The sequence below is a fragment of the Nonomuraea sp. NPDC003214 genome (genome assembly GCF_053590035.1).
On sequence record NZ_JBSFSX010000002.1, the window covers coordinates 450296 to 469796 of the forward strand.

20 protein-coding genes are annotated in these 19501 nt (G+C 73.3%); 8 read left to right on the forward strand and 12 right to left on the reverse strand.

Annotated features, from left to right (window positions below; translation table 11 throughout):
• Nucleotides 1–1890 (forward strand): exo-alpha-sialidase, encoded by a 1890-nt coding sequence (locus ACWDXC_RS07110; RefSeq protein WP_449978977.1) that lies wholly within the window; start codon nucleotides 1–3, stop codon nucleotides 1888–1890.
• A 174-nt stretch (nucleotides 1891–2064) separates the two neighbouring features.
• Complete coding sequence (locus ACWDXC_RS07115) at nucleotides 2065–2754, forward strand: FadR/GntR family transcriptional regulator (protein WP_219502776.1); 690 nt, start codon at nucleotides 2065–2067, stop codon at nucleotides 2752–2754.
• A 108-nt stretch (nucleotides 2755–2862) separates the two neighbouring features.
• On the opposite strand, the gene ACWDXC_RS07120 is transcribed toward ACWDXC_RS07115, so the two are convergent.
• The 3 genes from ACWDXC_RS07120 to ACWDXC_RS07130 are packed head-to-tail and all read right to left on the reverse strand — an operon-like array spanning nucleotide 2863 to nucleotide 5811.
• Nucleotides 2863–4431, reverse strand: coding sequence for a heparinase II/III domain-containing protein (locus ACWDXC_RS07120; protein WP_449978980.1), 1569 nt, complete (start codon nucleotides 4429–4431; stop codon nucleotides 2863–2865).
• Between the two features lie 53 nt (nucleotides 4432–4484).
• Nucleotides 4485–5246 carry a CU044_5270 family protein gene (locus tag ACWDXC_RS07125; protein ID WP_449978983.1) on the reverse strand — a complete coding sequence of 254 codons (762 nt, stop codon included), beginning with the start codon at nucleotides 5244–5246 and terminating at the stop codon, nucleotides 4485–4487.
• Entirely contained in the window at nucleotides 5239–5811 is a 573-nt protein-coding gene (locus ACWDXC_RS07130) for an RNA polymerase sigma factor (RefSeq protein WP_219502770.1), read from the reverse strand. The genes ACWDXC_RS07125 and ACWDXC_RS07130 overlap by 8 nt, the downstream gene beginning before the upstream one ends.
• 123 nt (nucleotides 5812–5934) lie before the next feature.
• Here ACWDXC_RS07130 and ACWDXC_RS07135 point away from each other — a divergent pair, with 123 nt between their 5' ends.
• Nucleotides 5935–6891: a cyclase family protein gene (locus tag ACWDXC_RS07135; protein WP_449978985.1), complete on the forward strand. Its 957-nt coding sequence runs from the start codon at nucleotides 5935–5937 to the stop codon at nucleotides 6889–6891.
• 175 nt (nucleotides 6892–7066) lie between these two features.
• Here ACWDXC_RS07135 and ACWDXC_RS07140 read toward each other — a convergent pair whose 3' ends face one another.
• From ACWDXC_RS07140 to ACWDXC_RS07150, 3 genes are all read right to left on the reverse strand, one after another.
• Entirely contained in the window at nucleotides 7067–8305 is a 1239-nt protein-coding gene (locus ACWDXC_RS07140) for an alpha/beta hydrolase family protein (protein ID WP_449978987.1), read from the reverse strand.
• Nucleotides 8306–8351: 46 nt separating this feature from the next.
• Entirely contained in the window at nucleotides 8352–8723 is a 372-nt protein-coding gene (locus tag ACWDXC_RS07145; RefSeq protein WP_449978989.1) for a YdeI/OmpD-associated family protein, read from the reverse strand.
• Nucleotides 8724–8827: 104 nt separating this feature from the next.
• The gene (locus ACWDXC_RS07150; RefSeq protein ID WP_449978991.1) at nucleotides 8828–9823 is read right to left on the reverse strand and encodes a hypothetical protein; all 996 of its coding nucleotides are present in this window, start codon (nucleotides 9821–9823) and stop codon (nucleotides 8828–8830) included.
• A gap of 215 nt (nucleotides 9824–10038) precedes the next feature.
• Here ACWDXC_RS07150 and ACWDXC_RS07155 point away from each other — a divergent pair, with 215 nt between their 5' ends.
• Together ACWDXC_RS07155 and ACWDXC_RS07160 are read left to right on the forward strand one after the other, a co-directional pair.
• Entirely contained in the window at nucleotides 10039–11301 is a 1263-nt protein-coding gene (locus ACWDXC_RS07155; RefSeq protein WP_449978994.1) for an FAD-dependent monooxygenase, read from the forward strand.
• Between the two features lie 78 nt (nucleotides 11302–11379).
• Nucleotides 11380–12090: a TetR/AcrR family transcriptional regulator gene (locus ACWDXC_RS07160; RefSeq protein WP_449978996.1), complete on the forward strand. Its 711-nt coding sequence runs from the start codon at nucleotides 11380–11382 to the stop codon at nucleotides 12088–12090.
• Here ACWDXC_RS07160 and ACWDXC_RS07165 read toward each other — a convergent pair.
• From ACWDXC_RS07165 to ACWDXC_RS07175, 3 genes are read right to left on the reverse strand one after another with little or no spacing between them, the layout of a single operon-like run.
• The gene (locus ACWDXC_RS07165) at nucleotides 12077–13339 is read right to left on the reverse strand and encodes a SpoIIE family protein phosphatase (RefSeq protein WP_449978998.1); all 1263 of its coding nucleotides are present in this window, start codon (nucleotides 13337–13339) and stop codon (nucleotides 12077–12079) included. The genes ACWDXC_RS07160 and ACWDXC_RS07165 overlap by 14 nt on opposite strands.
• A 15-nt stretch (nucleotides 13340–13354) precedes the next feature.
• Nucleotides 13355–14158, reverse strand: a complete 804-nt coding sequence (locus ACWDXC_RS07170; protein WP_449979001.1) for an alpha/beta fold hydrolase — start codon at nucleotides 14156–14158, stop codon at nucleotides 13355–13357.
• Nucleotides 14159–14184: 26 nt separating this feature from the next.
• Entirely contained in the window at nucleotides 14185–15129 is a 945-nt protein-coding gene (locus ACWDXC_RS07175) for a helix-turn-helix domain-containing protein (protein ID WP_449979808.1), read from the reverse strand.
• Nucleotides 15130–15206: 77 nt separating this feature from the next.
• Between ACWDXC_RS07175 and ACWDXC_RS07180 the strand changes: the two genes are divergently transcribed.
• Nucleotides 15207–15587, forward strand: coding sequence for a cupin domain-containing protein (locus ACWDXC_RS07180; protein ID WP_449979004.1), 381 nt, complete (start codon nucleotides 15207–15209; stop codon nucleotides 15585–15587).
• Here the strand turns inward: ACWDXC_RS07180 and ACWDXC_RS07185 are convergent.
• From ACWDXC_RS07185 to ACWDXC_RS07195, 3 genes are all read right to left on the reverse strand, one after another.
• Entirely contained in the window at nucleotides 15536–16696 is a 1161-nt protein-coding gene (locus ACWDXC_RS07185; protein WP_449979007.1) for a hypothetical protein, read from the reverse strand. The genes ACWDXC_RS07180 and ACWDXC_RS07185 overlap by 52 nt on opposite strands.
• Before the next feature lie 88 nt (nucleotides 16697–16784).
• On the reverse strand, nucleotides 16785–17879 hold the full coding sequence (locus ACWDXC_RS07190) for a serine hydrolase domain-containing protein (protein ID WP_449979010.1): 1095 nt from the start codon (nucleotides 17877–17879) through the stop codon (nucleotides 16785–16787).
• A gap of 30 nt (nucleotides 17880–17909) precedes the next feature.
• Complete coding sequence (locus ACWDXC_RS07195; protein WP_449979012.1) at nucleotides 17910–18314, reverse strand: hypothetical protein; 405 nt, start codon at nucleotides 18312–18314, stop codon at nucleotides 17910–17912.
• Nucleotides 18315–18448: 134 nt separating this feature from the next.
• Between ACWDXC_RS07195 and ACWDXC_RS07200 the strand changes: the two genes are divergently transcribed.
• Complete coding sequence (locus ACWDXC_RS07200) at nucleotides 18449–18928, forward strand: AAA family ATPase (RefSeq protein WP_449979015.1); 480 nt, start codon at nucleotides 18449–18451, stop codon at nucleotides 18926–18928.
• A gap of 109 nt (nucleotides 18929–19037) precedes the next feature.
• Nucleotides 19038–19496, forward strand: coding sequence for a hypothetical protein (locus ACWDXC_RS07205; RefSeq protein ID WP_449979018.1), 459 nt, complete (start codon nucleotides 19038–19040; stop codon nucleotides 19494–19496).
• The last annotated feature ends 5 nt before the right edge of the window (nucleotides 19497–19501 follow it).

Consider the following 19501-nt stretch of genomic DNA (forward strand, 5'->3'; position numbering starts at 1 on the left):
ATGCACGATGGCCACCCCCCGGAGAGCCGTACCGGGCGCTTCCTGCGGCGCCGGGCGGGCGCCGTGATGGCGTTCGCAGGCTTACTCGTCGGCGCGTTCGCCGCGCCGGCCGCAGCGACCGGCGACAGCGCGCCGTTCGTGGACGAGCAGGTGATCTACAACCGGGGCGACTCCGGCTACAGCTGCTTCCGGATCCCCGCCGTGGTGCGGGCGGCGAACGGCATGGTCCTGGCGTTCGCCGAGGGGCGGGTGAAGGACTGCGGCGACGACGAGGACATCGACCTCGTGCTGCGCCGTTCCGCCGACGGCGGCCGGACCTGGGGGCCGATCCAGGTGATCTCGGAGGGCAACGGCACGACCCACGGCAACCCGGTGCCGATCGTCGACGGGCGCACCGGCCGGGTCGTGCTCGTGAGCACCCGCAACGGCGCCGAGCCGTGCCCGAACGGCTGTGACCGCGACCCCTGGGTCCAGTTCAGCGACGACCACGGGGCCACCTGGTCGGCCGCCAGGGAGATGACCGAGGGCAAGCGCCCGGAGTGGAACTTCTGGTACGCCACCGGCCCGATGCACGGCATCCAGCTCACCTCCGGCCCGCACGCCGGCCGGCTGGTCGTCGGGGCCAGCTTCGAGAGCTGGGACCGCGTCGGCAAGCACGTCTACGGCACCCACCTGCTCTACAGCGACGACAGCGGGGTGACCTGGAACATCGGCGCCGAGACGGCCCGCGACGACGGCGCGGTCATCGCCCAGGAGGTCACCGTCGTCGAGCTCACCGACGGGCGGATCTACGCCTCGGCCCGCGAGCGCGGCACCGACGAGGGCAGCCGGGCGTACGCGACCAGCAGCGACGGCGGCAGGACGTGGGACGCGCCGTTCCGCACCGTGCCGGCGCTGGCGACGACCGACGTCCAGGGGTCGCTGCTGCGCTTCGACGACGAGCGCATCCTCTTCTCCTCGCCGATGCACCCGGGCGCCCGGGAGGCGATGGGCATCAAGTCGTCCTACGACGAGGCCCGCAGCTTCGAGACGTGGGACGAGGGCAAGGTCTTCCACTGGGGACCGTCGGCGTACTCGGACATGGTGCGGCTGGACGGTGACGAGGCGGCCCTGATGTACGAGGCGGGCAGCGTCTCGCCGTACGAGCAGATCCGGTTCGCGCGGTTCAACGAGGCGTACCTGGAGACGCCGAACGGCACCCCGCCCGGCATCCCCGGCCCGCCCGAGCCCGGCCCGACGACGCCGGACACCTCGCCGCACCGCAACGCGGCGTACGTCCGGGGCGGCGCGCAGCCCGCCGACGGGCGCTTCGGCGGCGGGCTGGCCCTGGACCGGGTGGACGACCGGGTGGAGGTGGCCTTCGACGACTCCATCGACCTGGGCGGCAAGGACTTCACGCTGACCACCTGGGTCCGCTACACGGAGAAGACCGGCTCGCACGCGATCCTCTGGTTCCACCGGGTGGACCGGGGCACCAACCCGCCGGGGCTGTGGCTGCGGGCCGAGCCCGCCAGCAACCGCATCCGGGCGGTGCTCTCCGTCGACCGGTACGACGTGACCGTCCAGTCGCCGAGCGCGTACAACGACGGGCAGTGGCACTTCGTGGCGCTCCAGCGGGCGGGCGGCGAGCTGCGGCTCATGGTGGACGGCGTGCAGGTCTCGGCGGCGGCGGCGCCGGCCGGGTCGCTGACTCTCGGCAAGGAGTTCGGGATCGGCGGGATCCACGTCGGCCAGCGGATGGACGGCGCGGACCGCTTCCGCGGGACGCTGGACGAGCTGCGGGTCTACCGCCGCGCCCTCAGCGGCACCGAGCTGGACCTGATCCGCGAGCGGAACCTGCCGATCGGCGGCCGGCTCGGGCTGCGGCTGCCGTTCGACCACGTCAACTGAGAAAGCGAGTCATCGCTCCGCGCAGGACATCCCATGTCCTGCGCGGGTGGTGAACGACCGAGGCTCACCCGGTGGCCAGGCCGTGCAGTCGTCGTAAACTTTCCGTACCGCCTGGCCGTCCGGGACCGAGAGGTGGGATGTTCGACCACAACGTCTTCCGAGCCTGGAGGCAGCATGCCTGCGCGTGACGGCGCGTCGCTTCAGGAGCGCATCGTCGCCCTGATCCACGAACGCGGGCTGGCCCCCGGATCGCCGATGCCGACCGAGGTGCAGCTGATGGAGCTGCTCGGCGCGAGCCGTAACAGCGTCCGCGAGGCCGTACGGGCGCTGCGGGCCCTGGGCATCGTCGAGATCCGGCACGGCCACGGGACGTTCGTCGGGCACGCGTCGCTCGACGTGCTGACGCCGTCGCTCGCCTTCCAGGTGCGCTCGGGGCCGGGCGGCGGGATCGACGCGCTGCGCGATCTGGTCGAGGTCCGCGAGCTGCTGGAGACGGGGCTGATCGGCCAGGTGGCCCGCACCGCCAGCGCTGCCCGGCTCGCCGCGCTGGACGCCCTGGTGAACGGCATGGACCGCGACCGGGAGGCCGATCGGGCCTTCCACGCGCTGCTGTACGAGTCGAGCGGCAACGAGCTGGTGCTGCAGCTGATCGGCCTGTTCTGGGACGTCTACCACGAGGTCGAGCCGACGCTCGGCCCGCCGGAGGAGCGGACCGAGGAGATCGTCGTCAACCATCGCCGGATCGTGACGGCGCTCCGCGCGCGGGACGCCGAGGCCGCCCGGGAGGCTATGCGGCTGCACTTCCGCGACGTGAAGGCGCGCATCGCGCGGGCGAAGGCGCCGCCGTCACCCGCGCCGACCTGACCCCAGGGACCGCCCGCCGCCGGGCGATTCAGCGGAAAACTCGACGGAACGCGAGTCGTCTTCCACTTTGGGTTCGCCTTTCCGTGGTCCTTCACCACGTAGACGGCCTCACCCTCCGATTCGTTGAACCGCCCTCCCGCCGTCGATCGTGACCGGGCCGCCGGGCGTCCCGACGGTCAGCGCGGAGCCCGAGATCGTGACCTCGGGGGCGGCGGCGCCCGGCACGATCAGGGTCAGGACGTCGGACGCCTCCGCCGACTCCACGGTGACGGTTCCGGCGGTGCGCAGGTAGCCGGGCGAGACCGTACCGGGGCGCAGCCGCAGGCCGTCGGCGGGGAACTGCAGGAGCGTCACCCGCCAGTCCCCGTCGCCCAGCACCACCGCGCCGCCGGTCCGGGAGACGACCGTGAGGGCGGGATCGAAGTGCCACAGGCTGCGCAGGGACCCGGCGGGCACGCTGTCGTGCACGGCCAGCAGGTCCGGCGCGTGGCTGACCAGGACCCGCCTGGTCCTGGGCACCCCGTAGGCGTCGTCGGACAGCTCGAAGCACTGGCGGGCGGGCCCGATCGACGACTCCAGCAGATGGGTGCGCGTGCCCGGCCGGAAGACGCCCGTGACGACGGGCACGTTGTGCGCCTCCGGCGAGCGCGTCCAGTCCACGTACGGAGTCCGCTCGTAGGAGTGGAAACCGGCTTCCACCAGGATCCGGCGCCCCTGGGCGCTGTAGGTGACGCCCAGGTGGTCCTCGTGTCCGTGCAACGCCCGCCCCGGCCCGAACCGGATCGAGTAGTAGGCCGAGTCTGGATCGTTCCAGGCCGTGCGGCCGAAGACGTACCCGGCGTCGAACACCCGCACCACCGGCCCCTCCTGCGCGAACCCGGTCGCGCGGGCGTCGGCCGGGCTGTCCCCGATGGGGACGAGGCGGCCGTCGGGCTGGGTGGCGTGGGCCACGTACGCCTCCAGCGCGGACCTCCTGGCCACCAGCCGCGGGGGCGGTTCGGCGCCGCTCTCCCTGATGGCCCGCAGCGCCACGCCGAGCCGCCGGTGCACGTACAGGCCGTAGCGGGGAGCCTGCTCGTGCAGCGCGCCCTGGTCGTCGACGGCGAGCTCGGCGGAGGCGGTCATCCTGCGGACGGCGAGGTCCCGCCACTTCGCCCGGCCGAGGCGGCAGCCGACGACCAGGAGCGCGATGTCCTGGTCGAGGCCGTGGTTGTGGCCCGCGCGGTAGAGCGCCGGATCCGCCAGGACCTCGCCGTGCCCGGCCAGGCAGTCCAGGAGCCACCGGGCCCGGACGTGCTCGCTCAGGCAGACGAGCACCGGGGCGCGCAACGCCACCGGATGCTCGGCCCACGCCCACGAGCTGACCCCGCGGCCGCCGCGCGGGTTCGCCCGCGTCCACTGCCCGGCCAGGTCGGTGGCCCGTCGCAGGTACACCGCTTCCCCCGAACGCTCGTACTCGGCGACCAGGCGGCCCGCCCAGCGCAACGCGTGCAGGTTCAGCGCCCAGGAGCGGTTGCCGTGCGGGTTCGCCGTCCAGTCGACGACCGCGCCGAGGTCGACCGGCGGCTGCCCGGCGAACGTGACGCGCCCGAGCATCACCTCCTCCACGTTGCTCAGCGGGAACTGGTCGCTCAGGCAGATGGCCTTGCCTGAGGTCGTGCGGGCATGCCAGAACACGTCATGGCTCCTGATTTCGGGCACGCGGCAGCCACGCGCCGCGCGGGGATGAGTCAGCGGGGGCCTTCGTCCGTCCAGCCGGCCACCAGGACGATCTCGGAACGTCCCGCCCGGTCGTCCGTGCTCGACAGCACCTGCGAGGTGGCCGGGTCGATGACCAGCGTGCGCCGGGCGCCCGACGGCAGCCCGAAGGAGAACGCTTGACCGCGACGCCCGCGCGCGTCCGTACGCTCGCCCAGGTAGCGGACGCCGGGCAGGTCGGCGAGCGCCCGGTAGGCGGCGGCGCGGACCTGCGGCGGCGACGGCTTGGTCCAGAGCAGGCCGCCGAGCGCGTCGGCGAGCAGCCCCGCGTCCGGCAGCATCGCGGCCACATGCTCCCGCAGCGCCGCCGGGTCGGCCGGCAGGTCCCGGATCTGCGCGTACGTCATGGCCCGCCCCGCCATGCTGAACGGCGGCCCGCCCTCGACGCGGGTCACCCGGCCGCCCTCCGAGATCCACGCCCGGCCGTCCCTGGTCGCCCAGAGCTCGGTCTCCCTCGTGCCGTCGCGCACCTTCCTGACGTGCCAGTACGCGCCCTCCGCCGACGTGGACGCCGCCGTGGTGGCCGCCGCGAGCAGGATCGACCGGCCGGGCAGCGGCTGCTCGGGCGCGCCGGGGACGATCAGGAACAGCGCGAGCGCCGCCGCCACGACCGGGACCGCCAGCCACGGCAGCCGCCTGCGCCTGCGCCGGGCCGCCAGCTGCCGCCACACCCTGGCCTGGGCCTGCGGGTCCGGGCGAGGCTCGCCGTACAGATCGCGTACGAGGTCATCCACGGTCGGCCACCCCGCCCAGCCGGGCCCGCAGCTTCTTCCTCGCCCGGTTCAGGCGGGAACCGACGGTGCCGTACGGGATGCCGAGCGCGTTGGCGACCTCCTCGTGGCTCAGTCCGGCCAGGGCGACCAGCAGCAGCGCGTCGCGGTCACGCAGAGCCAGCTCGGCCAGGGCGGCGGCCAGCTCCGGGCGCAGGCTCTGCGCGCTGACGCGGACGGCCACGGAGTCCTCGTGCCCCGGGGAGTCGGCCTCGGGGCCGAGCCGGCCCAGGGCGCGCAGGGTGCGGGCCTCCAGGCGGCGGTGCTTGCCGATGAGGTTCGTGGCGATGCCGTACAGCCAGGCCCGGACGCTCGCGCGGTCCGGGTCGTACTGCGCGCGCTTGCGGTACGCCGTGAAGAACGTCTCCGCGACGATGTCCTCGGCGTGGTCCTGGCCGAGCCGCTGGGCGACGTACGTGTGGATCTCCCCGTAGTACGTGCCGAACACCTCCTCGAACCGTTCAGCGTCGAGCGCCCCTCGCGCGCGGGCCGCCCAGGGCACAGGGGTCAGGATGGCCTCCGCCGTCATGTGCTGCCTTCCGATGCATCAATGGTCATCGTTTATCACCCGATGCCCCGGTTTCCTTTCACACGGGTCGCGTCATGCGCCGATCACCGGGACTCGGGAGGACGGGCGGGATAGCCTGCCGGGATGACGGCAGAGCGACCGATGCCCACACAGGACGACGTGCTCGGCTACTTCGACACGCTGTCGAACTGGGGCCGGTGGGGCGACGACGACGAGCTCGGCACCCTGAACCACATCACCGACGACGTCCGGCTGGCGGCGGCCCGGGCCGTGCGCCACGGCAGGAGCGTGTCATGCGCATGGGACGTCGCCGTGCCCGAGGACATGGAGCGGGCGACGACCGCGTGCCCGTGCGCCGCCGACATGCCGGGCGCCGAGAACATGCCGGCGCCCGGATTCCGCAACGACCGGCGCTGGGGCTTCTCCACCGAGCGGCTCGGCCTCATGTTCCACGGCAACACCATCACCCACGTCGACTCGCCGTGCCACATCCTCTGGGACGGCACGATGTACAACGGGCGCCCGCACACGCTGGTCGACGCCGCGACCGGATCAGCGTGGGCGTCCGTCACCGCGGCGGCGAACGGGATCGTCACCCGCGGCGTCCTGCTGGACGTCGCCGCCGTCCGCGACGTGCCCTGGCTCGAACCCGGCCAGGGCGTCTTCCCCGACGACCTCGAGGCGGCCGAGCGTCGCCAGGGCGTGCGCGTACGAGCCGGCGACGCGGTGCTCCTGCGGACCGGCTACGGCCGCTTCCGCCACGAGAGCGGCGTGGCCGGCGGCTTCACGCAGGCCGGATGGCACGCCGCCAGCCTGCCGTGGCTGCACGAACGGGAGGTCGCGCTGATCGGCGCCGACACCCCCCAGGACGTGCAGCCGTCGGGGTACGACGACGTGCTGATGCCGGTCCACGCCGTGAGCCTGGTCGCGATGGGGCTGTGGATGCTCGACAACTGCGACCTGGAGGCGTGCGCGGCCACGGCCGCCGAACTCGGCCAGTGGGACTTCCACCTCGCCGTCGCCCCGGTCCGCTTCGCCGGCACCTCCGGCAGCCCGGTCAACCCGATCGCCACCTTCTGACGCCGCCCTCCCACAGCTCGACGACCACACCACTTCTGCGGGGACGAGCCGTGGGCAGCTACGTCGTCAGCCTCCTGGAACACGCGGTCTACTTCGACGTGCACACCGAGACTTCGGGGACGGGGGTGGTCGCCGCGCGGGGTTCTCGTGCGGGGACGTTCGGCTGTCGCCGGGGTTAGGCGCAGGTCTTCTTCTCCGGGGCGCAGAACGTGACCTCGGGGTAGCTCGCCGAGGGCTTGTCCAGCAAGGGCTGCGGCTTCTTGCGCAGGTGCTGGTCGAAGAAGGCCGCCACGTACTGACGGGTGATGGCCAGGGCGCGGACGCCGGAGATGTCGGAGCCGTCGTCGAAGCCGATCTGGTCCGCCAGCACGCCGAGGTCGGTGAAGGACGTGTGGGCGGCGCCGGTCACGAGCAGCCAGCGCTTCCAGCCGTGCAGCCCCGCCCAGACGCGCTCCCAGCTGGCGGCCGAGCCGGGCTGTCCGGGCGTGAACGTAGCGGGCTTGCCCAGCAGGAGGAACGGCCGGGACAGCCCCGCCTTGGGGAGCGGGGTCTCCACGCTGCCGTCGACGTCGATGCCGGCGCGCAGCCGGCGGTCGGCGGCCAGGGCCGCGAGCGCGCTCGCGCCGCCTGCGGACTGGCCGGACATGGCGATCCTGGAGGTGTCGATCAGGCGCGCCCCCTTCCACTTCGGGCGCGCCCCGGTCAGCTCGTCGAGGACGAAGGAGACGTCGGCCGCCCGTCCCTTCTCGAGCTTCTGCCAGGTGGCCGGGTCCTTCTTCATCTCGCAGGTGACGCAGGTGGTGACCCGTCCGTCGGGGAAGGTCTGGGCGACGTTCTCGTACGTGTGGTCGACGGCGGCCACCACGTACCCCCGGCTGGCCAGGTCCTCGGCCAGGGCCGTCAGCTCGGACCTGGGCTTGCTGTGCCCGGGGGACAGCACGACGAGGGGCAGGCTGCGGGCGCGTCCCGCGGGGCGGGCGTCGGTGAAGGCGTTGGTGCGCACCTTGCTCAGCGTGTCGGCGGGGATGCTGGTGAGGCCCCCGTCCTTGAGGAGCAGTTCGGACTCCTTGGGCGTCATGTACTGCGCGCGATGACGGCCCGGCGCCTTGGCCGGGTACCACAGCGAGACCATGAGCTCGCGGGCCTTGGCGCTGGGGACCCAGGGGTCGGCGCGCGAGGTGTCCTTGAGGTGCAGGGACGTGGTGCCGACCGGCCGGGAGCCGGTGGGCGCGGGCAGGTGCGGCGCGGCGGCGCTCGCGGAGCTGCCGGCGAAGGCGGGGGCGGGGGCGGCGGGGCCGGCTCCGAGGCCGGTGGCGGTGATGGCGAGGACGAGCCCGGCGGCAGCGGTGAGCCGCCAGGGCCGGCGCGTCGCGCGAGGGGTGGCCCGGGTCTGGTGGTCGATCATCTGACTCATGCCGAGCGACTATACCTCAGGGTTATACACTCGATGTATAGCCCCGCTAGTCGGGCCAGCGGCCGGTGGCCTTGGCGGCCTCGATCGCGGCGCGGCCCGCCGGGCGCATCCGGCCGGCGGCCGTCAGCGCCTCGGCCTTGGCGACGTTGATGCGGGACCATGGGCTGCGGCGGGCGCGCGGCGAGTAGCGCTGCAGGTAGTAGTCGCCGTCGTAGGCCCGGCGGTGGCTGTCGATCCAGCCGTGGCACAGCGCCTCGTCCAGCGCCTCGTCGAGGGTGACGGTCCTGGCGCGGCTGTTCTTCTTGGCGATCAGCAGCCAGACGTCGCGGGCGCTGTCGTGGTGCTCGGCGAGCCAGGCCCGCCAGGCGGCGGCGTCCTCAAGGATCAGGGCGTTCAGCGTCTGGATGGTGTCGGTCATCGTGCTCAGCCCTTCCGTCCCGTGAGGACGTCCGTTCGGCGGCTTGTGAGATCCATGCTTCCAGGCAAAGTGCTCAACGAGTGAGCACTTTGCCTGGACGGATCTCAGGAGCAGCGCCAGACGGCCGCGGCCGGCAGGTGGTTCGGGCCGGTCGTCGCGCCGCCGATGGTGTCGTCGTCCCCGACCGTCGTGACGGAGGCCGCCCCGGGCAGCTCGCCCACCGGCGTCCCGAACCGCCAGACCTGGTACGGCGTGGCCGTCAGCGCGCTGACGACGAGCCCGTTCCTGTTGATCTGCTCGGCCCGCGCGCCCTCGGGCATCAGGTGCGGCTGCCCGTCCCGGTCCCAGTACGCCGGTCGGTTCGGATCGGAGCCCACCCGGAGCGACCCGGCCACGAGCCCGTCGGAGATCGCCAGGGCGTACCCGAACTGCAGGTCCGGCGGCTCCGACAGGCGGATGAGCCGGCCGTCACGCCACAGGTGCGGCCACGGATCGGCCGAGCTGCGCTCCATCAGCAGCGTGCCGTCGTGGTCCACGCCGACCACCCTCATGTCCTCGGGCAGGCCCGTCACCTCCTCGACGACGCCGGGCCGGTCGTACGGCCAGCGCACCACCACGTGGGTCATGGTCCTGCCCTCCCAGACCACGGCGCGGCCGTACACGTCGCCCTTGCCGGTGATCCCGAAGGCCCGGCTGTTCAGCTCCGCGCCGGGCAGCGGGGTCAGCCGCTCCCGCCGGCCGTCGCGGATGCGGAAGGAGATCGCCGAGGCCTGCCACAGGCCGGTCACGGACAGTCCCGCGATGGTGCCGTCGCCGTTCTGGGCCACGACCCGGTCGGCGCCGTGGCCGGACGACCCGTAGTCGATGACCTGGCCGTTCTTCCAGGAGATGATGTGCCAGCCGGAGTCGGGGAAGTAGGCGCTGCCGGAGTAGCCGCCGTGGTGGTCGGTGGCCTGGACCTGGTGCTGCGTCGAGCCCGCGGGCGCCGGGAGGGCCTGCATCCGCCAGGTGCACGCCGCTCCGGCCGCCGCCGCTGCCTGGGGCGTGGCGACGAACGCGGCGACGACCAGCATCGCCGCCATCACGATTCTGCCTGTCATGGCACCAGTCGATCGCGATCGGCGGGGGCGGGCATCTCCCGGAATGCGCCGATTTCGTGGCCGGATGTCGAGAACGCGGCGGCGGCTCCGTTCCTGAGCCGGACGTGGCCGACGGCATCCCGGACGAGGCGCGGGACTGCGGCGCCCGAGGGACGTGGCGCACATCACGTTCTGACCAAATGAGCGAAATGGTCAGTCGGTCGTACCGTGGAACCATGGACATCACGAAGCAAGATCGCCGGGTCCTGGTCGTCGGGCTGGGCATCAGCGGGATCGCGACCGCGCTGCGGCTGCGGCAGATCGGCTGGAAGCCGGTCGTCGTCGAGCGCGCCCCGGAGAGGCGGCAGGGCGGGCACTTCATCGCGCTGTTCGGCGCGGGCCGGGCCGCCGCCGGCCGCCTGGGCGTCCTGGACGCGATGACCGATCTCGGCGCCGACGGCGCCAGCTACGACATCGACCGCTCCGGCAGGCGGCGGCCCGGGCTGAGCTTCAAGGACTTCCCCGGCCGGCCGTGGGTGATGACGCGCGGCGACGTGGAGGAGGCCGCGTTCGCCGCGCTGCCGCCGGACGTGGAGATCCGCTACTCCACCGTCCCGGCGCGGATCGAGCAGGACGCCGGCGGGGTGGACGTGACGCTGACCGACACCGTCACGGGCGCCTCGACCGTCGAGCGCTTCGGCCTGGTCGTCGGCGCCGACGGGCTGCGCTCCACCGTGCGCCGGCTGGTGTTCGGGCCGCACGAGGCGTACCTGCGCCGGATGAACTACATGGCCGTCGCCTTCCAGCTGACCGGCCCGCTCCCGGGGTTCGGCCAGGGCGACTCCGTGGTCCTGACCGAGCCGGGACGGTCCATGTGGATCTTCCCGTTCCGGCACCGGCCGCCGATGGTGCTGCTGAGCTACCGTACCGACGACGTGGACGCCGAGTTCACCTCGACGGCCGCCGAGCGCGTACGCGCGGCGTTCGGCCCGGAGCCCGCCGGCCCCGCGCTGGGAGCGGCCCTCGACAGGCTGGAGTCGGCCGATCAGGTGCTGTTCGACTCGGTCGAGCAGGTGCGGATGGACCGCTGGCACCGCGGCCGGGTGGTGCTCGTCGGCGACGCGGCGTGGTGCGTGAGCCTGTACGCGGGGATGGGGGCGTCGGCCGGGATGGCCGGGGCCGACCTGCTGGGCACCATGCTGGCCCGCCACCCCGGCAGCCTCACCGAGGCGCTGACCCGCTGGGAACGGCGGCTGCGTCCCACGATCGAGTACTTCCAGGGCAACGGGATGCAGATGCGCAGCCTGTTCGTCCCCGCCACCCGGTACGAGCTGGCGCTGCGCCGCGTGATGCTGCGGGCGAGCAAGCTGCCGGTGACCTCCTCGCTGTTCGTCCTGTGGCAGTCCCGGGGCAAGGCCGCCCGGACGAAGGAGACGGACTTCGCCCACCCCGGCCTCGTCCGGCAGCCCTTCGCCGGGCCACGACCCGCGCGGGTGTGACGCCGATGGCGTGCGAGCGCGTGCCGGCACGGCACAATCGTTCGCACACCCCTTCGGCAGCGGCAACGGGAGCGAACGATGAAACGCCCGGCGGACCACGACTCGGACAAGGCCGCCCGGATCCTGGCCGTCACCCGGGACCTGGTGCTCCGGCGCGGCGTCAAGGGCGTGACCGTGGCCGAGATCGCGGAGAAGGCGCACGTCGGCAAGGGCACCGCGTACCTGTACTGGGCGACGAAGGAAGACCTGCTCATCGACTTGTTCGCCCGGGAGTTCCTGGAGGTGCTGGAGGCCGACATCGCGGCCCTGAGCGCCGACCCGGACCTGGCCCGGCCGCAGCGGTTCTGCCCCCGCCTGATCCGCAACGCCGTCGAACGCCCGTTCATGCGCGCCCTCCAGGCGAACGACGGCGACCTGCTCGGCGTGCTGGCCGGGCATCCGCGCACCAAGGAGCTGCTGGTCCACGTGGGCCCGGCCGCGCTGATGTACACGGTGCTGCCGGTGTGGCGCGAGCACCGCCTGGCCCGCGCCGACTGGGCGCTGGACGCGCAGGCGTACGCGCTGCGGGCGGTCATGGCCGGGTTCCTGGACTCAGCCACCAGCGAAGGCGCCCCGGGCGGCATCACCGTCGCCGACGCCGACGCCGTCATGGCCGCGACGGTGACGGCCCTGCTGGGTGGCGAGCGGGCGAGCGCGGCCGACGTCCATGCGACCGCCGCGGAAGGGCTGCGGCTGCTGCGCGAGAAGCGCGAGATCCTGCTCTCCCTGCTCGCCGTCAAGCGCGAGTAGGCGCGTCCCGGTCCGGCGGCACGCCCAGGGCCAGCAGCGCGGTGTCGTCGTCGACGCCCTCGCCCAGCTCTTCCAGCAGTCCGGTCATCGCGGCGATGGCGGCGGCGGGCGTGGCCGGGGCGATGCGCCCGGCGAAGGCGAGCAGGGCCTGGTCGCCGTAGCGGCCGTCGTCGCCGGAGCCGTCGGCGGTGCGCGCCTCGATCAGCCCGTCGGTGTAGAACAGCAGCGTGTCGCCCGGCCGCAGCTCGGCGTGCACGGTGACCGAGGGCGCCTCGGGCAGCAGGCCGATGAGCACGCCGCCGGTCGTCGGCAGGTAGTCGGCCCCGCCCCCGGCACGCAGCAGGATCGGCGACGGGTGACCGCCGCCCGCGAACGTCACCGCGAACCCGTCTCCGGTGCGCGTGAGCACGCCCGCGATGACCGTGCAGTAGTACGTCTCCTCGTCGACCTGGCGGTCGTACATCGCGGTGTTGAGGATGGCCAGGAGGCTCGTGGGGTCGGGGTCGTGCATGGCGGAGGCCCGCAGCGTGTAGCGGGCCAGCGACGCGACGGCCGCGGCGCCGGGGCCGTGACCGCTCACGTCGCCGAGGAAGAACCCCCAGCGCCCGTCCCCCTGCGGGTAGAGGTCGTAGAAGTCGCCGCCCAGGTCGTCGGGCGAGGCCGTGTGGTAGTGGGCGACGGCCTCCAGCCCCGGCACGTCCGGCAGCGCCGGCGGCACCAGGCTGCGCCGGAGCGTGGCGAGCACGTCCTGCAGCCGCCGCCGCTCGGCCTGGGCGGCCTCGCGCGCCCGGTCGGCGAGGGCGCGGGCGCTCTCGGCCTCCTCGCGGGCGCGCAAGAGCTCGATCTCGTACGCGCGCCGGTCGCCCGCGTCGAAGACGGTGCTGCGGATCAGCAACGGCCTGCCGTCGGGGCCCGCCCTGACCTTGGAGGTCACCAGGACCGGCAGCCGCTCCCCGGCGGCGGTCCTGAGCTCCAGGGCGATGTTGCCGATCTCCCCCTGCATGCGCAGCAGCGGGGCGAAATGGGTCTCGTGGTAGAGCTTGCCGCCGACGGTGAGCAGGTCGGCGAAGCGCATCCGGCCGACGACCTCGTCACGGGCGCGGCCGAGCCACGTCAGCAGCGTTTGGTTGATCTTGACGATCCGGCCGTCCATCAGCGTGGACACGTAGCCGCAGGGCGCGTTCTCGTACAGGTCCACGGGGCTGTCCTCCAGCAGCGCCGCGAACTCCGGTTCCGCAGGGCGGTCCATCTCCGTCACACCGCGTCACGCGCTTTCACGGGCGAAGGCGGCGATGGCGGCGGCTGTGGCGTCGGGGGCGCTGAGCTGCGGGCAGTGCCCGGTGGCCGACAGCGTGACGAGCCGGCTGCCGGTGATCGCCCGGTGCACGTACGCGCCCACCTCGCGCGGGGCGATCATGTCCTCGGCGCAGTCCAGGATCAGCGTCGGCACCCGGACGCCGGCCAGGTCGGCGCGGCTGTCGCTGAGGAACGTGGCGCGCGCGAACGCCCGGGCGATGTTCGGGTCGGTGCGGCAGAAGCTGTTGGTCAGCTCTTCCCCCAGCTCGGGCCGGTCCGGATTGCCCATGATCAGCGGCGCCATCGTGGCCGACCAGCCCAGGTAGTTGGCCTCCAGGGAGGCGAGCAGCTCGTCGATGTCCTCGGCGCTGAACCCGCCCCGGTAGCCCTCGTCGTCGACGTAGCGGGGCGAGGGGACGAGCAGCACCAGGCCCGCGAACCGGCCGGGCTCGCGCGCCGCGCTCATCACGCCCACCATGGCGCTGACCGAGTGGCCGACGAACACCAGGTCGCGCAGGTCGAGATCGCGGCAGATGTCGAGCACGTCGGCGGCGTAACCGTCGAGGGTGGCGTACCGCTCCTCGCTCCAGGCGGACAGGTCGGAGCGGCCGGAGCCCACGTAGTCGAACAGCACCACCCGGAACTCCTGGGCGAGGACGGGCGCGACCAGCCGCCACAGGTTCTGGTCACAGCCGAATCCGTGGGCGAGCATGACGACCCGCCCGTCCTGCGGTCCGATGACCCGGACGTTGTTCCTGCTCCGCACGTCCATAACCCGAATTGTCGCATCCGCGCACGTCAGAGCCCGCGGAAGGAGCGCCGGTAGGCGGCCGGGGTGGTGCGGACCAGGGCGTGGAAGCGCCTGCGGAGGTTGGCGGCCGAGGAGAGGCCGACGCGGGCGGCGATCGTCTCCACGGGCAGGTCGGTCTCCTCCAGCAGCGTCCTGGCGGCCGTGACGCGCTGCTGGAGCAGCCAGCGGCCGGGGCTGACGCCGAGCTGGCCGGCGAACCTGCGGGCCAGCGTCCGGGGCGCGATCCCGGCCTGTCCGGCCAGGTCGTCGAGGGTGAGGGGCTCGTGCAGGCGTTCGGCGGCCCAGTCCAGGACGGGGGCGAGCGACTGCGACGGGGGAGCGGCGGGCGGCGCGGTGCTGTACTGGAGCTGCCCGCCTTCGCGGTGCGGTGGCATGACCATGTGCCGGGCGACGTGCGTCGCGTAGGCCGCGCCGTGGTCGGTCCGCGCCAGGTGCAGGCACAGGTCGATGCCCGCCGCGGTGCCGGCGCTGGTGGCGACGTCGCCCAGGTCGACGTAGAGCGTGTCGGGCTCGACCCGCACGTCGGGGAAGCGGGCGGCGAGCGCGCCGGCGAGACTCCAGTGCGTGGTCGCCCTGCGGTGGTCCAGCAGCCCGGCCTCGGCCAGGAGGAAGGCGCCCGAGCAGATCGCGACGATCCGGGCGCCACGCCGGTGCGCGCCGCGCAGCGCGTCGAGCACGGCGGGCGGGGCGGCCTCCCGGTGGCGGTGCCAGCCCGGGACCACCACCGTGTCCGCCGCGCCGAGTGCCGACAGGTCCTGGCCGACGACCATGTCGTAGCCCGCCAGGGTCGGCACGGCCCCGGGCCGTTCGGCGCACACGGTGAACGCGTACCGCCCCGGCAGGCCGGGGCGCGACAGGCCGAACACCTCCGCCGCGCACGCCAGCTCGAACGTGGACTGCGGCGGCAGGACCAGCGCGACCACCCGATGCATCCGCATGGCAAGAAAATACCTGTAGGAGACAATCGTGACACTGGCCCCCGTACGGTTGCCTTCACCACGATGGGGACATGACGCACGACTCCCCTGACATGCAGGTCCTGAACGTCGACGAGGTCGAACCCGTCGAGGTCGTCCCCGGCATCATCCGGCGGCGGCTCCCGGCGACCGCCTGGGCCCGCGGCTGGATGTACGACTTCGCCCCCGGCGCCGAGTGGCCCGAGGTCGACGTCCACGAGAGCGAGGAACGCTACTACGTGATCTCGGGAGAGTTCGTCGACCGGGGCCGGCGGCTCGGGCCGGGCAGCTACGTGGTGTTCGCGCCGGGCAGCACGCACCGCCCGCGCACCGAGACCGGCGCCCGCATGCTGGGCATCAGCATCCTCGCCGGCCCCCCGGATCAGGCGGGCGTGAGCGGCCTCGGCTCCGGCGCCGGCCGGCCACCCGCGTAGCGGGCGGGCAGGATCAGCAACGGGTTGTCGTCGAGGAGCACGTCCGGCGGGCCGAACCGGGCGGCGACCTCCCGCAGGTCCGGATCGTCGAGGAGGAGCAGGCGTCCCCGGTCCACGAACGGCTCGCCGTCGAGGTGGACCGTCGGCCGGTCGATCTGGCAGTCGCAGTGCGCGAACCCCGGAGCGGTGGTCTCCGCCACCCCGCCGGTGAGGGCGTCGAGCCCGCAGTAGAACGCGCCCGCGTGCTTCTCGCGCTCGAACTGGGTGCCGCCGGCGATCCGCACCTTCGGGTTGAGGCCGATGAGCGCGTGCCGCATGTAGTAGCCGCCCGGCGCGCGGCGGCGGATCTGCTCGGCCGCCGCCCCGCCCTCGATCGCGCTGACCCGGTTGTCCCGCAGCGTCACCCGTACGGGCTCGTCCGGGACCCCGGTGAAGGTGGAGTCCTCGACGACGAGCACGCCCTCGGTGTGGGTCGGCCAGAAGTTGGCGCCGCCGTACGGGAAGGGCTGCCAGGTGCCCGTCCGGATCGGGCCGCCGTCGGGGGCGAAGGTGAGCCCCGACATGGTCAGGTCCGTGCCCGAGGCGGAGGTCACCCGGATCGTCCCCGCCTCGGTGAGTCGGCTCAGCGCGCGCTGCTTGAGCGCGTAGAAGAGCTCGTTGGGGAACCGGGCCCCGGTGAGGAACGCCCCCGCGGTGGCGGCCATGTGCAGCGACGCGAAGCGCACGGGCATGGCCATGACCTGGTCGAAGAAGAGCGGCGCGGTGTGCACCTCGGCCCACCAGGTGGCGCTGATGACCACGTCGGCCTGGCCGACCGCGGCCACCTCGACCTGCAGCGAGGGCTCGGCGTCCCACCCGCCGGGGCTGAACGGCGGCACCGACAGGATGCGCACGTCCGCGCCCTCGTAGGCGGCGCCGGCGGCGACGGCCTGGATCACGACCGGGTCGGCGGTGTGCTCGGTCAGGATCAGGACCCGGTCGTCCGGCCGGAGCTGGACGTGCCGCAACAGGTTGCGGACCCCCGGCATCAGCTCCGCGATCGCGTTGGGGGCGGCGGGCGGCTCGGAGACATAGCTGAACGGCGACGATGCGTACGGAGTCGTGGTCACCCGGGTTTCCCCTCTTCGCGGCCGGTCCGGTGGTGGTGGGGGAAGCCCGGCGAAACTACTCTTCGTGGTTGTCATCTTACGGTACGCGTTAGGGGGCCGGGGTGCCGAAGACCTCGGTGACCAGGCGCTGGGTCGCCTGCTGGAAGGCCGGGCCGAGCGACAGGGCGGCGTCGTCCACGTAGTTGAGGGCGGCGGTGAGGGTCGTGCCGCCGTCGGGGGTGCTGTACATCAGCGCCGCGTGCCCGGCCATGCCGCCGTTGTGGGTGATGACGGTGCCGCCGCCCGGCACCTCCTGGACGAACACGCCCAGGCCGTAGCCGGCCTTGGACTCCGGCGTCAGCATCTCGGCCAGCAGGTCGGCGGGCAGGAGCTTGCCGCCCACCAGCGCGGAGATGAACGTGTGCAGGTCGGCGGTGGTGGAGATCATGTCGCCGCCGCTGGAGATCCACGACGGGTTCTGCGCGGTGACGTCGACGGTCCGGGCCTGGCCGTCCTCCTCGTAGCGGTAGTAGGCGTGGGCGTGCGGGGCGGGGACGCCGGTCTCGGCGGTCAGCTGGAGGGTGCCGGTCAGGCCGAGCGGGTCCAGGATCAGCCGCCGCATCTCCTCGGCCACCGGGCGGCCGGTGACCTGCTCGATCAGCAGCCTGGCCAGCACGTAGTTGGTGTTGGAGTAGCTCCAGTCGGCGCCCGGCTCGAACCGGGCCGGCTTGGCCAGCGCCACCCGTACCAGTTCCTCGGGGGCGTAGGTGGTGAACCGGCCCTCCACCCACTCCTGGCCCGCGGTGGTGGCGGGGATCCCGGGCACGTACGTGCCGTCAGGGTCGAAGTCGCCGGTGAAGTTGAAGATCCCGCTGGTGTGCTGGAGCAGCATCCGCACCGTGATGCGCCGGTCGAGCCCGAACTCCGGCAGGTGGTCGTCGACCGGGGCGTCGAGGGCGATGCGGCCCTCGGCCACCAGTCCCAGCACCACGGTGGCGGTGAAGGTCTTGGTGTTGCTGCCGATCCGCACGTGTCCGCCGGCGGGCGGCCGGGCGGCGCCGCCCAGCTCGCTCGCTCCGGCGCTGCCGGTCCACGTGCCCCGCTCGTCGTGTACGCGCAGCGACACTCCGACGAATCCGGAATCGACCATCTCCTGGATGACCTTCCGCAGCTCCGGGCGGTCCTGCTGGATGGGGGAAGACATGGCGGTGTGGCTCCTTCGCGTGGGGTGAGGTCAGGCGGCGTCGAGGGCTTCGGTGATCTTGCGGGCCATGTCCACCAGGGCGGGGCTGGGCTCGCCCTTGTGGATCTGGGCCGCCGCGTCCACGGCGACGAGGACGGTGCCGCGGAAGTTGGCCGCCTCGGCCGGGTCCTGCCGGTCGAGCAGGCGCATCGACTCCGTCAGCGCGGGCAGCACCTGGTCGGCCAGCTCGGCGACGGTCCTGCCGTACTTGACGCCCTTGGGGGCCTTGGCGAGCACGTGCCCGACCGGGCCGGTCGCCGAGGTCAGCGCGATGGACCCCTCGGTGGCGACCCGGTGGGCCGAACCGGCGGCGCCGGCGGCGGACATCAGGGAGACGGCGCCCCAGGCGGCGACGCGGAGGGTGAGCTGGTCCTGGTCGGTGAGGGTGATCGACATGGTGGCGGGTTCCTTTTCCTGGGTGGTTCCGGGTGATGGCTCAACCATCGCGGGCCGCCCTGACAGCGGGCCGCCTTCGCGCTGACACGGCCGCTGACACCCGGGATCGCTGCCATGCTGTCGGTGTGGTGCCGATGGACACGGGCCCGGGGCCCAGGCTGATCCTGCTGTGCGGGCTGCCCGGCGCGGGGAAGACGACGCTGGCCAGGCGGCTGGAGCGGGAGATCCCGGCGGTGCGGCTGTGCCCGGACGAATGGCTGGCCGATCTGGGCGTCGACCTGTTCGACGAGGCCGTGCGCGAACGGCTGGAGCGGCGGTTCTCGCGGCACGCCGAGGAGCTGCTGAGGCTCGGGCAGACCGTGGTGCTGGAGTTCGGCTTCTGGACGCGGGCCGAACGCGAGGACAAGCGGCTGCGCGCGCGTGCGCTCGGCGTCCCCGTCGAGCTGCGCTACCTCGCCGCGCCGCTCGACGAGCTGTGCCGCCGCCTGGAGGCCCGCGTCAGGGAGGGTGCGCCGGGGACGGTCGCGATCGGGCGCGAGCTGCTGGAGGCGTACGCGAAGCTCTTCGAGGCCCCCGACGCTGGCGAGCTCGCCCTCTACGACCCGGGCGCCTGACGCTTCATGCGGGCTGCAGGCGCCGCGCAAGCGACGGCTGGTCCACTGCCGGTGTCGGATCGGACAGGGCCGGCCCCCGGGCCCCGCCCTTCAACGTGAGGGATGAACGATGGCGTCGACGGTCTTCGGGATGTTCGCCGTGGTCGCGGTGATCGTCGCGGTGGTGATGTTCCTCGTGCTGAGGCGGCGTCCGCAGACCCGGGTCGGCGCGTACGTCACGGCCCTGTTCTCGCTGCTGGCCGCGGGGATCCTCGCCCTGGGGCACTTCTCGTTCGCGAGCCTGGAGTCGGCCGCGCTGAGCACCTTCACGGCGGAGGAGCGCGTGGCGGCGCTGCCGTGCGAGGCGGCGGTGCTGCGGGCCGACCAGACCGACAACAAGCTCAACGGGCGCTACATCTGGTGGCTGCGGCTGCGGGTCACCCCTCGGAACGGCAGCCCGTACGAGATCGACCGGACGGCCCGGCTCACCTCGTCGACGGGGGAGCGCCTGGAACGGGGGAACGTCGTGCTGCCGTGCCTGACGGCGCCCGCCGACCGCACCCGGATCGAGATCGCCGCCCTCGCCTGAACCCC

What these genes read in the sequence shown, in the direction of transcription:
- ACWDXC_RS07110 (WP_449978977.1), top strand. Translation starts at nt 1, where the DNA reads ATGCACGATGGCCACCCCCCGGAGAGCCGTACCGGGCGCTTCCTGCGG.
- ACWDXC_RS07175 (WP_449979808.1), bottom strand. Translation starts at nt 15,129, where the DNA reads ATGCATCGGGTGGTCGCGCTGGTCCTGCCGCCGCAGTCCACGTTCGAG.
- ACWDXC_RS07170 (WP_449979001.1), bottom strand. Translation starts at nt 14,158, where the DNA reads ATGGACGTGCGGAGCAGGAACAACGTCCGGGTCATCGGACCGCAGGAC.
- ACWDXC_RS07140 (WP_449978987.1), bottom strand. Translation starts at nt 8,305, where the DNA reads ATGAGTCAGATGATCGACCACCAGACCCGGGCCACCCCTCGCGCGACG.
- ACWDXC_RS07200 (WP_449979015.1), top strand. Translation starts at nt 18,449, where the DNA reads ATGGACACGGGCCCGGGGCCCAGGCTGATCCTGCTGTGCGGGCTGCCC.
- ACWDXC_RS07130 (WP_219502770.1), bottom strand. Translation starts at nt 5,811, where the DNA reads ATGACGGCGGAGGCCATCCTGACCCCTGTGCCCTGGGCGGCCCGCGCG.
- ACWDXC_RS07180 (WP_449979004.1), top strand. Translation starts at nt 15,207, where the DNA reads ATGACGCACGACTCCCCTGACATGCAGGTCCTGAACGTCGACGAGGTC.
- ACWDXC_RS07160 (WP_449978996.1), top strand. Translation starts at nt 11,380, where the DNA reads ATGAAACGCCCGGCGGACCACGACTCGGACAAGGCCGCCCGGATCCTG.
- ACWDXC_RS07205 (WP_449979018.1), top strand. Translation starts at nt 19,038, where the DNA reads ATGGCGTCGACGGTCTTCGGGATGTTCGCCGTGGTCGCGGTGATCGTC.
- ACWDXC_RS07135 (WP_449978985.1), top strand. Translation starts at nt 5,935, where the DNA reads ATGACGGCAGAGCGACCGATGCCCACACAGGACGACGTGCTCGGCTAC.
- ACWDXC_RS07190 (WP_449979010.1), bottom strand. Translation starts at nt 17,879, where the DNA reads ATGTCTTCCCCCATCCAGCAGGACCGCCCGGAGCTGCGGAAGGTCATC.
- ACWDXC_RS07145 (WP_449978989.1), bottom strand. Translation starts at nt 8,723, where the DNA reads ATGACCGACACCATCCAGACGCTGAACGCCCTGATCCTTGAGGACGCC.
- ACWDXC_RS07150 (WP_449978991.1), bottom strand. Translation starts at nt 9,823, where the DNA reads ATGACAGGCAGAATCGTGATGGCGGCGATGCTGGTCGTCGCCGCGTTC.
- ACWDXC_RS07115 (WP_219502776.1), top strand. Translation starts at nt 2,065, where the DNA reads ATGCCTGCGCGTGACGGCGCGTCGCTTCAGGAGCGCATCGTCGCCCTG.
- ACWDXC_RS07165 (WP_449978998.1), bottom strand. Translation starts at nt 13,339, where the DNA reads ATGGACCGCCCTGCGGAACCGGAGTTCGCGGCGCTGCTGGAGGACAGC.
- ACWDXC_RS07155 (WP_449978994.1), top strand. Translation starts at nt 10,039, where the DNA reads ATGGACATCACGAAGCAAGATCGCCGGGTCCTGGTCGTCGGGCTGGGC.
- ACWDXC_RS07195 (WP_449979012.1), bottom strand. Translation starts at nt 18,314, where the DNA reads ATGTCGATCACCCTCACCGACCAGGACCAGCTCACCCTCCGCGTCGCC.